Genomic DNA, 13,355 nt, shown 5'->3' with positions numbered 1-13,355 from the left:
CCCTTCGGCAGCTTGCTGTCAGGCGTGGTGACCTCTGACGGATCGGTGTCTGTCTCTGCGGATTCTGAGGCGGCCGGGGCCTTCCGGACTGACGTCTGGTCACTGGTCTGTCCCTGAGGCGAGGCCCAGGCGGATGCCGGCGGCAGCAGCGTTATGGTCAGCGCTGAAGCTGCGGCGGCCGCCCATCTCTTCCCTTGTCTTCGGAGTCTCACATTGCCTTCCTGAGCCGTAGGCGGCCGCGTGCTCTCAAGCGACCGCGGGAAACAGGGGCGCCACGTTCGGTGGGAGTGGGCCCCGTGGTGCGATAGCGGCCTGTCATCTGCAGCCCGCTGTGCTGGTTCGGCCCGCGTGTCTCGAGCAGCGGGAATCGTCGCCTGGCAACCCGCTGTTGGGCTCAGGGAGAGGTCTCGGGACGGCTTTTTGCCGCACGGAACGCGACGTCCACGCGCGACTATGAGCCTCTGCGGGGCCCATCGGACGGCTAGTTGATGACGTGCGGTGGTGCGTAGGCGCGTGTACTGGATGCAGCGGTACCTGTGCCGTGCCATCCCTCCGCGCTCAAGCTTCTGGGCGCGTACGGGAGCTAGCGGGCTGCTGCGGCCTTTGCCTTGACGACGGCCGACTTGGTGTCAGCGCTCACCTGCTCGAGGGCGTCCTTGTTCTTCACGATGGCTGCCTGTTGCAGGGTGACTTCGGCGTCGAACCAGGTCTTCTGCACGGCGTACTTGTCCCGGCATGCGATGTCTGCCGTTGCCGTGGCGACCTCTGTGGCGGTGACGGTGTTGGGGTCGTTGAAGCTGGGGTCGTCGTTGGCGTCCATCGGCTTGGCGTAGGTGTAGCCCTTGGCCTTCATGCAGGACGACCACTTTGCGAACACGTCGACGACGGCAGGGGTCTGCTCGGATTGCAGGTAGGCGTCGCCGCTGATCTTCTGCACCAGGTCGGGATTCGTGGCGGCGGGCACCGCGTTGTCTGCCTGTGCGACGCAGCCCTTGAGTCTGGTCTCGTCGGCTCCGGACTCGTCGACGGCGCCGGCTTCCATGGCTGCGTCGTACGCCTTCTGCTCCTGAGCGTCGGGGTGGTAGCCGCGACGCGCGGCTAGTTCAGCGTCGTGGATGCCGTAGCGCCAGTCGGTCAGCGTCTTGCCACCGACCTGGGGCAGATCTGGGGCCGGGGTCCATTGAGCGTTGCCTGCGGCGGCCATGCACTCATCGATGAGGCTGTCGCGTGTGCCGGTCAGAAGCCGCACTTCTGCCTTGGTCGGCATGTAGGCCTCGATCGGCAGTCGCCAGGTCGCCGGGTCTTTCGGGTCGCCCACCACTGCTTCAGCCATGGGCTGCTGGTGCCGGACTGCGCCCGGACTCTGAGGAACTGAGTGGCCGTCGGACGGCGTGTCCGGCCACGTAGTCGAGAAAGCCACGGCTCCCACCGCCGCAGCGACCAGGACCGGCGCAGCTAATTTCGCGATGCTCTTGGGGCGGTTCACGGTATTCCCCCTCGCCTTCATTCGGCAGATCAGGACGTCCAACGGAACGAGGCGTTCTCGTTGTAGACGTTCCTGAATCGGTCAATGTGCTGGTAAGGGGCCATCGCGTCCTGGTTGCCCTTGTAGCCGCTGTGGAAGTACACCCTGGCCCAGTACCTGTAGTGGTCGTTCTCGCCGGAGGCTGCGTTGTTTTTGATGTTCTGGAGGGATCCAGGCCAGGGATTACTCGCGCCGATGTTGCAGAAGCGCAGCGGGTGCGCGTGACCATCCCCGGGCCGCAGCGCGTTGAAGTCGTAGACGGAGTAGCCGATGTTCCTCCACGCCCCTCCCTGCCCCGAGTTGTAGTAGATGTGGAACTTGAAGTCCGAGGTAGACGGCAGCTCGTCGCACGCCTGCATGCTGTAGAGGTTGTCCTCGTCATCGGCCTGCGCGACAGGTGCCACGGCTGTTGCCGTGACGAGCACCGCGGCTGCACCGGCTAGCACTCCGAATATCTTTCGCATTCCCCTCCGTTCACTTCACTCTCGTCGTGCCGCTTTCCAGGAAGAGGAAAGTCGGCTGATGCCCAAGTCGGGCAAGGTGATTCCTGAAATAGGACGCAAAAAAGCGCGAGTTGACTCTTTCGGTGATCCACTTCAGGGGCGGGTCCGGCCGCCTCGGAATTCAATAGGATGCATTACCGAGTGCACGGATACTGATAACCCACTCGGGGCGGGTTCATGATCGCTGAAGTTGAGCAGGTGTGGTTGCGCGAGTGGCATCCATAACCCGATCATGGCTGTAAAGAAGCCCTGCCTCCTGGGCTCTTGCCCCCAGAGCCAGACGCCCTCTCGCCCCCAAGAGGAACATGAGACTTTGCACGCGACGCTGAACAGTGCGATGACTCACGCCCAATTCCAGCGCGACTCGGGCATCGTCCAGTCCGCTATACAGCAGCCTCAGAATCTTTCGATCCGTCTCCCCGATTTCCAGAGCCGCGTCCAACGTTCCCCGCCCTTCAGCAGTAGCTGGTCAGTGCCACTGCGATCTATTTTAGGAAAAGCCTACGGTTCACAACAGCCTCACAAGCCCCAACAAATCGTGCTGAACGGTGCATCACTGCTGACGCCTTTGCGACAAACTTGGACGTCGGCATTTCGACGACCTGAAGTTGATGCACCGTGCGACCGCAGTTCGACACGGATCCCGAAGCCGGCGACCTCCCTGGAATAAACATTATGCAGGCGGGTTTTTAACTCTCTAGCCATCACGCCGTCATCAAGTGCGCTGCTCCCCCGACACCGCCATCGAAACCATCCTCCCGTAACCGCTGCGGCTGCCTGCTCTTCTTTGCGGGCAGGTTGCATCGGGAGTCATGCGCGTGCCTGGGTTCGGGACAACCGGGGAGCCGTAGGCCGTGGCCGGAACGGTCACCCCAAGAAGCTGGCCGCAGAGGCGAGCGGAGCGAATTGCCGGCGAAGTTTGGCCCGGCAAGCGGAAATTTGATTCCGTACGGTCGGTCAGCCCAGCGCAAGACCACCGGGCGCGGAGCGCATCGACTTCCGCTGCCTGCACCGCCCAGATGGGAAGCGCGCCGAGCACTTCCGCGGCTTCGTCGGGATCGCCTGCATCCTCATCCAGTTCGGCCGGCTCGCCTGCCGATGTGCGCGTTCAGCAGGTTCACGGCCAGGCTGTGACCGTAGTGGATAGTGAGGTTCATGGGCGTATGACCGTCCGGGTCAGCGAGTTCAAGGTCAGCGCCGAATTCCAGCAGCACGGCAGTGGTGTGGACGGTCAGTGGCTGGCCGTTCTGCAGGGCACCGTCGCCTTCTGTGTCGATCGCGTGCGTGAGCAGGGTCAGATTATTGAAGACCTCGTCGGGATCAGCACCGGCAGCCAGAAGTCGGGCAAGGTCTCGGCGTCTTCGTGCTCGACCGCATGGTGCGCAGATGTCCAGTAGTCACTCACCTGAACATTCAGCCGCCGTCATCACGCTCGCCGTTCATGGGGGCAAGGGTCGACCGGTAACCAGGGTGACTTTCTCTAGCTGCTGCATTCGCGATGTTATGGCGGTCTGGGCCCTTTGGAGTTAGGGAGAGGGAGCGGTATTTTGTGGAGCGCATGGCACTCCCGCCCGCGTCGGGCACGACGGCAGCGGAGACGGATGGGCACGCTCGTACTCGGCGCGCCAGACAGTGATCGTGATGATCAATGCGGCTATCGCGACGAGCAGCTGAATGGACCCTGCGAGCGGATGTGCCCAACGCAACAGGGCCACAGCCGCTAAAAGGACTGCCAGCGTGAATCCGCCGAACCAGAGCACCGGCATCCAATCCATCGGAGGCGTCACGGTATTCCTGGATTCGCTCGAACGGGCCCACCCGTCCAATCCCACCGTCAAGATCAGCAGGAAGGCGACTGGAATCTCAAGGAGCAGCAGGATCAAGGTCAGGCAACCACCCGCCAACGCGTCGCCTCGGGTGTCCAGGGGATGCCGGGACCTAGGCTGATCCTCGGGTATGCGTGAAGTGCGGGAACGGGGGTCTAAGGGCATGGTCGTACATTCGTACGCAACTTCGCGCTTCGTCCAGGCATTGCCCGAGTCGAGATCAAGTCGTGGCTGTTCGTCTCCGCCGCTGAAACCTGAAGGGTCAGCAAATTCCCTGAGTGTGGAGCGGAGGTCGCTCGTGCTGGTGTGTAGTCGGCCGCGGCGAGGCGGGATAAGCCAGTGCGGTCCAGGCGGCGGCATCCTTCCCATCGGCGACAGGACGAGTTGGTCTCGCCGAGCGCAGTGGTCGGCGGCACATTCCAAGGTCCTGTGCTGCCGGGCGGGAGGAGGAAGTACATCCCCCGGTCACCCGGCTGCAGAACGATCGCGCCGTCCCTTCCGTCTACATCGCCTAAGGCCTTGAGGCCGAGTTGGCGAGGCAGCCGCACCGCATCCAAAGCCTTGCTGGTGGGGGCGATCACGGTTCCCTCGACTCTGGGCACGCCGCCAGCCCGGAAGTCATGGATCATGGCGCTTACCCTGCGGTGAGCGACAGTTGAGCTGGGGCGCCCGGGTCCGCTCCGGGCGCCCCTGCCCAGATCGAGGACGGGGCCGCGCGAGCCAAGGCGCAGCCCGGCACTGTGTGGCGAAATGACAGTGACTCCTCGACCTGGCCCCGGTCCAAGGCGGGGGGCCTTGAACCGGAAGTTCGTACTCAGATCCCGCTGAGGGGAGTTCGGCGCAAGCAGCTGCGCCTTCGCCGCAGCCTCCCGGTCCGCGCCCGACGCTGCCGAAATCTGAACTGTTGTTGCCCTCGCCGGCATGGAGGCTTCCGTCAGATCGCCTGCGACATCGCCGGCAGGGCAGGGTCGGGGCCAGGCCGGTACTGAGTGGTCGACGAGCGCCACCGGGTGTGCGGCGATCTGCAGGAGGCTGTGAGCGTGGTACGCACGGACGCCGGCCTCTACGAGCAGGATGGGCCGACGCTCTGTCGTGTGCACGGTGGGGCCCTCCGGACATCGGGTGTGACTGCGTCGGCCTCGGTGACCGCCGGACACCGCCGCGCTCATCGCGGCACCGCGGGAGTTGACCCGGCCTGCGGCTGTGCACTCGGTGGGCCCTGGCACCAGAGCACACGCGAGCCACCGCGCTCGCAGCGCGATGACCGGCCTTCATGTCGTGTGATGATCCTGCAACCCGCAGCGATTTATGTCAACTGCTGTAGCCGTCTATGGCTATTGAGCTATCCATTGCTCTGGCTGGCCGGAGTGTGCAGCAGCTATCGTCTGGACCTCAACTCGTAGTTCGCTCCCCCACCTGACTTCAGGAGACTTGCCGGTGAGAGAAACGCGCCGTGCGCTCGCCGAAACCCTGCGCCACATCGACTCCTTCCTCGGGGACGGGCAAAGCCGCGACGACGTGCTCAACGTGGAGCAGCTCTCGATCGACAGCGGCGAACCACAGGACGTGGTCGAGACCCTGCTGGAGGGCAAGGAGCCCCCTGCGGAGGACGTCACCCACCGGATCGTCCGCCGCTTTGAACACCTGCGGGAGACCCGGCGCCGCTCTGACGGAACCCGCCATTCCTACGAGGAAATCGCCGCCGACTTCGGCGTGTCCCGGGCGTCTTTGTCGAACCTCGTCAACAGCCGCAAGAGGACGAACACCGAACGGCATGCGGAGCAGCGGCCGAGCCGCTCCGGCGGCCCGCTGGCTTCCACTCAGGCCGGTATCGAGAGGTTCTTCTTCGGCCAGCCCAACGGCTGGCTCTCCGCCGAACCGGAGACCGCGCTCAGCGAGGCGCTCCAGCCCGTCCTGGCCACGTTGCGCTCGCAAGCGGGAAACCCCGACACGGGGCGGCGGGCCGTCGCCCTGCGTACCGCTGCCACCCTGCCGGACGACCAATGGCGGCTCGTCGAGGGCTTCATCGAAACCCTGGAACGGCAAGTCCGCGAAGAACAACGGGAGGACAGGTGACGTGGATGTCTGGCGTCCGCACGGCCGAATGCCCTCTCGATCCCCAGCCTCGGTCTGGGCTACCCGGGTTGACGGTGTGACTAGTGTGTGAAGGCAGCAACCACGCGCAGTGGAACCGGCAGTAGGGCAGGAACGGGGAGTTCGCGGTGTCGCGAGTGCGTACAGCAGAGCGCGAGATGAAGGCGCTGAGCGCCACACTGGTCACGGGCCTCGCACAGACGGAACCCACCGACGACGGGATCTTCACCGCGCTCGCCCCCGTCCTGAGCGACCTGCGCGGCCGCCCGGTGATCCTGAAACGGGCGGAGTTCCCTCCCAACACCGCCACAGGTCTGTGGCTGGACCTGCCCGACATAGACATCGTGGCGGTGAGCACGCACACCGCCGACAGCGGGCACGAACACGTGATCCTCGGGCACGAGATCTGGCACATGCACAAAGGACACTGCACAGCCCACACCAAGGCCGGACGAGCCGCAGCCCGCGCCAACTCCCCGCGCGCGGCGGCCGTGGAAGACATCGCCTCTCTCCTGCTCGCCCCCGTAGACAACCGGCTGAGCAACATCAGCGTCTCGGACCTCAAGTACGCCGCCCGCACCGACTTTGATGCCAACGACGAGGGCGAGGCGGAGATGTTCGGGCTGAGGCTCGCTACTGACCTGCGAGCCTTCAGCAAGACGCACCGGCGTCTCGACCTGCACCAAGTTGCTGGGCGCATCGAGAGTTCCCTGGGCCGAGGTCCGTGGGCCTGAAGTGGACAACTGGATCTACTACCTCGCAGCCATCTCCCTGTGGGCAGGCTTAGCGGCCCAACTGCCCGGCCTCTGGCACGGCTGGCGTGATCCCCTCAAAAGATCATCATGCGTTGTGATCTTCCTCGCAGGAGCCTGCTTCGCCCTCGGCGCCCCGGCAACCGTCGCCTTCATCAACCGCTTCACCGGCACACCCAACGCCGCGGCGCCACTGGCGTACGCCGCCGTGACCGCCTTCAGCGCCGCCTCCCTCACTCTGATCGTCCACTGGCGCGGCGGCGACCCGGACCAGGTGCGGTCTGTCTCCCGCCGGTGGCTCATCACCTACGCCCTGGTGATCGCCCTTCAAGGCGCCCTGTTCGCGGCCGGGGACACTCCCATCGAGCGCCGTACCGACTTCGACACCTACTACGCCACCACCCCGTTCATCCGCGAAATGATCGTCCTGTATCTGACGGCCCACCTGGCAGCCGCCTTCACTACCACGGTCCTGTGCTGGCGCTGGAGCCGCCAGATCGGCGGTTGGAATCGCCGGGCCCTGCACGTCCTCGTCCTGGGCTGGCTGTGCAACACCGCCTACGGCGCCCTCAAACTGACCGCCGTCGCCGCGCGCTGGAAGGGCCGCCACTGGGATGCACTGAGCACCCACCTCGCGCCGCTGCTCGTTGCGATCGGCGCCACCCTCGTCACGGCCGGCTACCTCCTGCCTCTGCTCGGTCCGCGCATCGACAGCACGGTGACGTTCCTCCGGCTGCGACCGCTCTTCAGGCTCTTGATCGACCCGGCCGACAAGGGGCGGTACACGGTGCCGCTGTCCTGGCGCTCCCTCACCGATGTCGAACTCCAGCTCACCAAACGCACCACCGCCATTCGAGACGGCCTCACCCGCCTGACCAGCCGCCTCGACGACCAAGTGCGGGAACGCGCCTACAGCAGAGCCATAGCGGGCGGCGCCAGCCTGACGGAGGCGGAGGCCATCGGCGCCGCGGCCATGGTCGCCGTCGCCGCCCAGCACTCCTCCCAGCGCACCCCACCGCCTGACGGCCCCGGACCGCTGGACACCGACGAAACCGATCTCGTCCGCCTCTCCCGAGCCGTGCGCACTCCCATCGTCAACGCAGCGATACGCGCACACACCAGGCCGCGAACCAGCAGGCCTGGCCGACGGCACGACGGCCGCACAGGTATGCAGCGTGCCCATCGCCGCGCCGACCCTCCCCGATAGCGCTCCCCGCCAACCGGACTCCGCGTGGAGGCCGGAAGTCGCCGGTCGGGCGGTGTCGGGGTCGAGTCGAACATGACTGCGAGATAACCTACGGTCGCCCTGGACGACCCGCGCCACTCTGATGTCAGCCGCGGGCGGCAGGGACGAGTGCACCGAGATAGCCGCACGGAGGCCGCGCGCAGCTGATGAACGGTGATTTTGTCTTCTTCTTCTCCGGTGGATCGCTGTTGCTGGCGTGCCTGCTCAAGCTGCCGGCCCTCATCCGAGCCCGCGGCCGGGACTGGCTGCTAGCCTCGATCTGCGCACTGCTTCTGGTCGGTGGCGGCGTCATCGCGCTGGCGGCCCAGGACGCCATCGTCTTCCTCCGCCGGGCCACGGGGATCACCAACATCGCAGCCCCGGTCATCTACATCCTGCTGACCGCGTTCTCCGGCGCGTCGATTGTGCTCGTCCTCAACTGGCGTGATGGACCCGACGTTGCCCGAACGCGGCGCCTTTCCCGCATCACGATCGCTGTGTACGGCACCTGCTGCATTCTGATCGCCGTCCTGTTCGCGCTGGGCGACACACCGGTCGAGCAGCGGTCCTCCTTCGACACCTACTACGCCACCACCCCGTACATCCGCGAGATGATCGTCTTGTACGTCACCGCACACGCCGCCGCGTCGCTGACCGCCAGCCGCCTGTGCTGGCGCTGGTCGCACCAGGTACGGGGCACGCTCCGCATCGGACTGCGCGTGCTGGCAACGGGCTACCTGATGCATTGCGCCGTCTACGACCCGGCCGTGGCCGCAGCGGTCGCCGCCCGCTGGGCGGGCCACGACTGGAACTTCCTCATCGATGTCGCCCGCGCAACGACCGCGCCCAGCGCGGTCCTTGTGGCGTCCGGTTTCATCCTGCCGAGCATCGGCCCCCGCGGTGAGGAAGCAGTCCGCTACCTGCAGCTTGCCCCGCTGGCGAGAGCCGTCCGACCCGTGCAGGGAGCAGCCCACCCCACCCCGCTGCCCCTGCCCTGGTGGAAGCCGAACGTGCGTCTGCGGCTGACCCAACGCCAGACGTACATCTCCGACCGGATCGTGGCCTGCCGCAGCCACTTCGACATCCGGATCTACCACGAGGCGTGCGCGGCCGCCCTGGCCGGCAACGCCAAAGCGGAAGCGGCCGAGGCCATCGGCCAAGCCGCAAAGATCGCCGCCGCTGTCGACCTGCACTGCGCTACCAACGGCGAGGCCCCGCCCGAGCAGTCCACCACCGCGGCCGACCAACGCGCCGCCTACAACGGCGACTTGACCGACATCTCCCGCGCCTTGCGCTCGCGGATAGTCAAGGACGTCCGCCGCCGCGCCCGCCTGGAGAAGACCAGCGCGTGAAAGCCACCTACTGGGCACGGCACCCAGCACCCTGGCGGAGCCATTGCGGCCCCTCCCCTGATGGGCCTACAGGGTCGGTTCATCAGGGAGCCGCGCCCCCAGCTGTGCGATGTGCTCCGCCCAGCCGAGCGGCAGCACGCCCGATGTATGCGCGACGAACTCACTCATCCCGACCATCTTGTCCGACACCTTGCCGACGATCGGCCTGAACCCCGGCTGATGGATCGGCGGCACTGGATACTCCTCAAGCAGCCACGCTTTGGCGGACTCGAAGAAGTCCATGACCACGTTTCGCCATTCGCCCTCCCGATCCCACGGCCGCTGCGCCCAGCCGTGAACGAGCAGGTTCGGCACCTCCTGGCCGGGAGACGAGACCTCGATCCGGCTCCTGGCAATCACAAAGACGTCGGCGGCTGACGGGTACGTCTCTCCGCTACCGGCTCGCGTCATGCTGCGCAAATGATCGGCCAGCCGCTGGGCCAGATCGTGGCGGTCCGTGCCCGCCGGCACCCAGGGCATCAGCACGAACCAGACGACACGCAGCTCCGCCTGCGACTCAGTCCCCCTCTGCGCATGCTGCGCCGCGCGCCAGGGCGTCAGGTCCGGCTGGGCATCGGGGTCAAGGAGCGCACCACCTTCGGAGGTGCTGAGGCCGAAGGCGCTGTTCATGAACGCTTCCCATTCAAGGTCGCTCATCTCCATGCTCATCGCTTCATCCTTCCATCCCCGAAGTTCGACCACAGAACGCGTTCACTCGGATCGGTCGAGGGAGCGGAGGAGCGCGCGTTCGTCTGCGGTGAGGGGCGGCCCGGACAGCGCGGGCAGAACAGGGCCGGCCAGCGTGGCCAGCAAGAGGGAGGGCCGCACCAGGCGGATCGCATCCTCTTGCAGCGTGGTGACGTTACACATGGCAGCGGATACCCGATAGGAGCTGGCAGCCACCCTGGTCATGCGACGCGTATACCGGGTGAGGAGACGGTCGACCATGGTAGGCGCGCTGCCTTGCACGCCGGGAAACCACCGGTCCTGCGAGGTGCTCAGCATCCAGGCAGCCTCCACCGGTTTGGCGACCTCCCGCTGCACGCGCCCCGCGAACCCAGCCGCGGCGACGCCGCTCCGGCCGAGCTCGTGCTGAAGGGCTTGGGCGCCGAGCGCCGCAACGGACATGCCCTGTCCATAGACCGGGTTGTAGGTCGCGATGGCATCGCCCAGCACGACAAGGCCCTCGGGCCAGGTCTCGGCCTTCTCGAAGTAGCGGCGGCCATTGCGGGTGCTGCGGGTGAGCGCCACATCCGAGAGCGGCTCGGCACCGGAGATGAGCTGGCCCACGATGGGGTGACGCAGACCCAGCGCGAATCGGACGAAGTCCTCGGCGTCGGCGAGGGGTTCACCGCCGCGGGTGCCGCCCAGGCTGACCAGCCAGCGCCCGCCCTCAATGGGCACCAGATTCGCGGAGCGGCCCGGCTGGGAGGCGAACGGATCCGCGGTCACCTGGGTCAGGGGGAACTCCTCGGCCCCCTCGGGGACTCGGTAGAGGCGGCTGGCGTAGACGAGCCCGGAGTCGACAATGGACTCGGGTATGTCGGTGATGCCGAGGTCGCCGAGCCAGTGCACAGCTCGTGACCCGCGTCCGCTCGCGTCAACGACCAAGTCCGCGGAGAGATCTGCTTCCTCGCCGTCCGCGGTGGAAATGCGCACGCCGGTGACGCGCTGTCCGCTACCGAGAAGAGCGACCACCTCGCCGTTGCGCACGGTGACCTTGGTGGTGCCCAGCACTGCGTCGCGTACGGTCCAGTCGAGCAGGTCGCGGCTGCAGGTGATCAAGGGGTGACTGGAAGGGCGCCAGCGCCGGAACCAGCCCTCCGGGCCAAGCGTGACGAGGGAGGTGAGGGAGACCTCGTGGGCGCCCGCAGCGAGCAGCCGCTTACGTATACTCCCGCCGGGTATGAGGGCCTCGATGGCATCCCGGCCGCTGGGCAGGAGGATGTGGGCATGATGGCCCTGTGGAAGCCCCTTTCGCGGCTGCGGGCCGTCGGGCAACGTGTCGCGTTCGATCAGGGTTACCTCATCGACGAACTGAGACACAGCCGCTGCGGCAAGCAGACCAGCCAGGCCACCGCCAATGATGAGTGCGCTGCGCGACACGTTTACTCCTTGATCTCGGCGACGGGACTTCACCGTACCTTTGGGGATCGCGCTCCCGACGTGGGATTAAGGGCGCCAACAGACCCACGTAGCTGGTCTGTTGAGCAGCCAGGGCCGGGCCGTGGCAGGACGGCCATCGAGCACCCCCTAGCCGCCGCGGGCATCTTCTGATGCCAGCACGTATAAGGGCGGGGCTAGGGCGTGTTTCGAAAGTGGATCTTGAGCATGCGATGATCTTGATTCGTGGGGCGAGGAGATCTGACGGACGCGCAGTGGGCGGTGCTGGAGCCGCTGTTGCCGAAGGGCAAGAAGCCGGGCCGGCCGGCGATATGGACCCGGCGACGACTGATCGACGGCATACGGTGGCGGACCCGGACCGGGACGCCGTGGCGTGATGTTCCGGAGCGGTACGGGCCCTGGGGCCGGGCGTACGACCTGTTTCGCCGCTGGCAGAGAGACGGTATCTGGCAGCGGATCTTTACCGAGCTGCAGGCCCGGGCCGACGCCCAGGACCTGATCACCTGGGACCTCAACGTCGACTCCACCATCGTCCGGGCCCACCAGCACGCTGCCGGGGCAAGGAAAAGGGGGACCTGCAAAAGGAACCGCCCGGCGGCATCGTCATCGAGCCGGACGACCATGGGCTCGGGCGCTCCCGCGGCGGCCTGACCACCAAGCTACACCTGGCCGCCGAGCAGGGGCAGAAGCCCATGTCCATCGTGGTCACAGCCGGACAGCGTGGCGACTCCCCGCAGTTCGAGCCCGTCCTGGACAAGGTCCGCGTGCCCCGCATGGGGCCGGGCAGGCCGCGCACTCGGCCCGATCGCGTGCGCGCCGACAAGGCGTACGCCTCCCGGAAAAACCGCGCTTACCTGCGCAGACGTAGAATCCGCTGCACCATCCCTGACAAGGCCGACCAGGCCCGCAACCGAAAGAAGCTCGGCTCCCGCGGCGGCCGTCCACCGAAGTTCGACCCGGAGGACTACAAGGCTCGGCACGCCGTCGAGTGCGGCATCAACCGGCTGAAGCGGCACCGGGCCGTCGCCACGCGATACGACAAACTTGCTGTGCGCTACGAAGCGACATTGCTGGTCGCCGCCATCAACGAATGGCTGTGACCGGCACGCGACCACGTCTCAAGCCCACACCGCCCTGACCACGGCGTGGCCTGCTGTAGCCGCCCGCCTGTAGAACCCTTGGAGGCCCCTGTGATAGTCGAGGAACTCCTGCCTGACCTGCGCTTCGTCCCAGCCGGCCCAGACGAGCTTGGCACCGGCGACGTTCCACAGCTCGTCGAACGAGACACGTGCGAGGAAGCCTGCGGCCTGTGACACCCCAGGCGGCTCCAGAATCCCCAGGGGCGGGTTGGAGGGGTCGGAATCGGCGCTGTGTGCCACTGGCCGCCCGCCGTAAATCGGCAGCTCCCAAGAGTCGTCGGCATCCGCATTGAGGACATCGGCAGCGGCATAGAGGTCATTGACGGAGCCCCAGACCTTGTCGATCGACTCGGCGATGCCCGCTGCGTACTCGGCGGGGTGGTTCTCCCAAGCCTCCCACATGAACACTGCAAGCCAGGTGTGGTCGTCCCGGATCTCGGATTCCGCGACGGCCCGCATGTGCATGTGGATACTCACGGCGACGAGTCCTCCCAGCTCGGCGGCCCGCCTGTCGGGCCGAACGGAGAGAACCTACTCGACGGCACTGACGGCGCGATGCCCGTCTCTTAACGCCGGGATGCCCGGCTCCGCCAGGACGCTCTCCGACACCCGAGCGCCGCGTGTCGTCGAGCTCGAGCACTGCGGACAGGGACACATCCGTACGGACTTTCGCAACAGGCCCTAGCTTGATCTTTAACCTGTGCGGCGTGGTCGTGGGGTGGTTGACGTCTTCGTTCGCCGTTTCGCGGGTTGTGTCTTGCGGGGTGTGTGCACGT

General features: G+C 66.4%; 11 protein-coding genes and 1 pseudogene. 5 read left to right on the top strand and 7 right to left on the bottom strand.

Features of this window, described 5'->3' with window-relative positions:
* Positions 1 to 583 precede the first annotated feature (583 nt).
* The 4 genes and pseudogenes from ACZ4RZ_RS47565 to ACZ4RZ_RS47550 all read right to left on the bottom strand — a co-directional run bounded on the left by ACZ4RZ_RS47565 (position 584) and on the right by ACZ4RZ_RS47550 (position 4,019).
* Positions 584 to 1,486, bottom strand: a complete 903-nt coding sequence (locus tag ACZ4RZ_RS47565) for a hypothetical protein (RefSeq protein ID WP_467753848.1) — start codon at positions 1,484 to 1,486, stop codon at positions 584 to 586.
* A 29-nt stretch (positions 1,487 to 1,515) separates the two neighbouring features.
* Positions 1,516 to 1,989, bottom strand: coding sequence for a hypothetical protein (locus ACZ4RZ_RS47560; protein ID WP_467753847.1), 474 nt, complete (start codon positions 1,987 to 1,989; stop codon positions 1,516 to 1,518).
* Between the two features lie 1,109 nt (positions 1,990 to 3,098).
* Positions 3,099 to 3,433 (bottom strand): annotated as a pseudogene (locus tag ACZ4RZ_RS47555) (ankyrin repeat domain-containing protein).
* Between the two features lie 121 nt (positions 3,434 to 3,554).
* The gene (locus tag ACZ4RZ_RS47550; RefSeq protein WP_467753846.1) at positions 3,555 to 4,019 is read right to left on the bottom strand and encodes a DUF6234 family protein; all 465 of its coding nucleotides are present in this window, start codon (positions 4,017 to 4,019) and stop codon (positions 3,555 to 3,557) included.
* A 1,272-nt stretch (positions 4,020 to 5,291) separates the two neighbouring features.
* On the opposite strand from ACZ4RZ_RS47550, the gene ACZ4RZ_RS47545 reads away from it, so the two are divergent.
* From ACZ4RZ_RS47545 to ACZ4RZ_RS47530, 4 genes are all read left to right on the top strand, one after another.
* On the top strand, positions 5,292 to 5,930 hold the full coding sequence (locus tag ACZ4RZ_RS47545) for a hypothetical protein (protein ID WP_467753845.1): 639 nt from the start codon (positions 5,292 to 5,294) through the stop codon (positions 5,928 to 5,930).
* Positions 5,931 to 6,085: 155 nt separating this feature from the next.
* Complete coding sequence (locus ACZ4RZ_RS47540; RefSeq protein ID WP_467753844.1) at positions 6,086 to 6,682, top strand: toxin-antitoxin system, toxin component; 597 nt, start codon at positions 6,086 to 6,088, stop codon at positions 6,680 to 6,682.
* A 1-nt stretch (position 6,683) separates the two neighbouring features.
* Entirely contained in the window at positions 6,684 to 7,907 is a 1,224-nt protein-coding gene (locus tag ACZ4RZ_RS47535; protein ID WP_467753843.1) for an MAB_1171c family putative transporter, read from the top strand.
* A 185-nt stretch (positions 7,908 to 8,092) separates the two neighbouring features.
* Positions 8,093 to 9,277: a DUF6545 domain-containing protein gene (locus ACZ4RZ_RS47530; protein WP_467753842.1), complete on the top strand. Its 1,185-nt coding sequence runs from the start codon at positions 8,093 to 8,095 to the stop codon at positions 9,275 to 9,277.
* A 66-nt stretch (positions 9,278 to 9,343) separates the two neighbouring features.
* On the opposite strand, the gene ACZ4RZ_RS47525 is transcribed toward ACZ4RZ_RS47530, so the two are convergent.
* Together ACZ4RZ_RS47525 and ACZ4RZ_RS47520 are read right to left on the bottom strand one after the other, a co-directional pair.
* The gene (locus ACZ4RZ_RS47525) at positions 9,344 to 9,985 is read right to left on the bottom strand and encodes a hypothetical protein (RefSeq protein WP_467753841.1); all 642 of its coding nucleotides are present in this window, start codon (positions 9,983 to 9,985) and stop codon (positions 9,344 to 9,346) included.
* A 42-nt stretch (positions 9,986 to 10,027) separates the two neighbouring features.
* Positions 10,028 to 11,422 (bottom strand): NAD(P)/FAD-dependent oxidoreductase, encoded by a 1,395-nt coding sequence (locus ACZ4RZ_RS47520; protein WP_467753840.1) that lies wholly within the window; start codon positions 11,420 to 11,422, stop codon positions 10,028 to 10,030.
* Between the two features lie 243 nt (positions 11,423 to 11,665).
* Between ACZ4RZ_RS47520 and ACZ4RZ_RS47515 the strand changes: the two genes are divergently transcribed.
* A protein-coding gene (locus ACZ4RZ_RS47515) for an IS5 family transposase (protein WP_467753839.1) occupies positions 11,666 to 12,540 on the top strand; the annotation gives its coding sequence in 2 pieces (ribosomal slippage) (positions 11,666 to 12,010 and positions 12,013 to 12,540; 873 coding nt in all).
* An 18-nt stretch (positions 12,541 to 12,558) separates the two neighbouring features.
* Here ACZ4RZ_RS47515 and ACZ4RZ_RS47510 read toward each other — a convergent pair.
* Positions 12,559 to 13,056: a DUF1877 family protein gene (locus ACZ4RZ_RS47510; RefSeq protein ID WP_467753838.1), complete on the bottom strand. Its 498-nt coding sequence runs from the start codon at positions 13,054 to 13,056 to the stop codon at positions 12,559 to 12,561.
* Positions 13,057 to 13,355: the final 299 nt, after the last annotated feature.

This window comes from Streptomyces sp. NPDC027189 (assembly GCF_055566975.1).
This window is presented reverse-complemented; position numbering and strand designations above follow the sequence as displayed.

Coding starts and splice junctions, on each gene's coding strand:
- ACZ4RZ_RS47530 (WP_467753842.1), top strand. CDS start 8,093: ATGAACGGTGATTTTGTCTTCTTCTTCTCCGGTGGATCGCTGTTGCTG.
- ACZ4RZ_RS47560 (WP_467753847.1), bottom strand. CDS start 1,989: ATGCGAAAGATATTCGGAGTGCTAGCCGGTGCAGCCGCGGTGCTCGTC.
- ACZ4RZ_RS47525 (WP_467753841.1), bottom strand. CDS start 9,985: ATGAGCATGGAGATGAGCGACCTTGAATGGGAAGCGTTCATGAACAGC.
- ACZ4RZ_RS47550 (WP_467753846.1), bottom strand. CDS start 4,019: ATGCCCTTAGACCCCCGTTCCCGCACTTCACGCATACCCGAGGATCAG.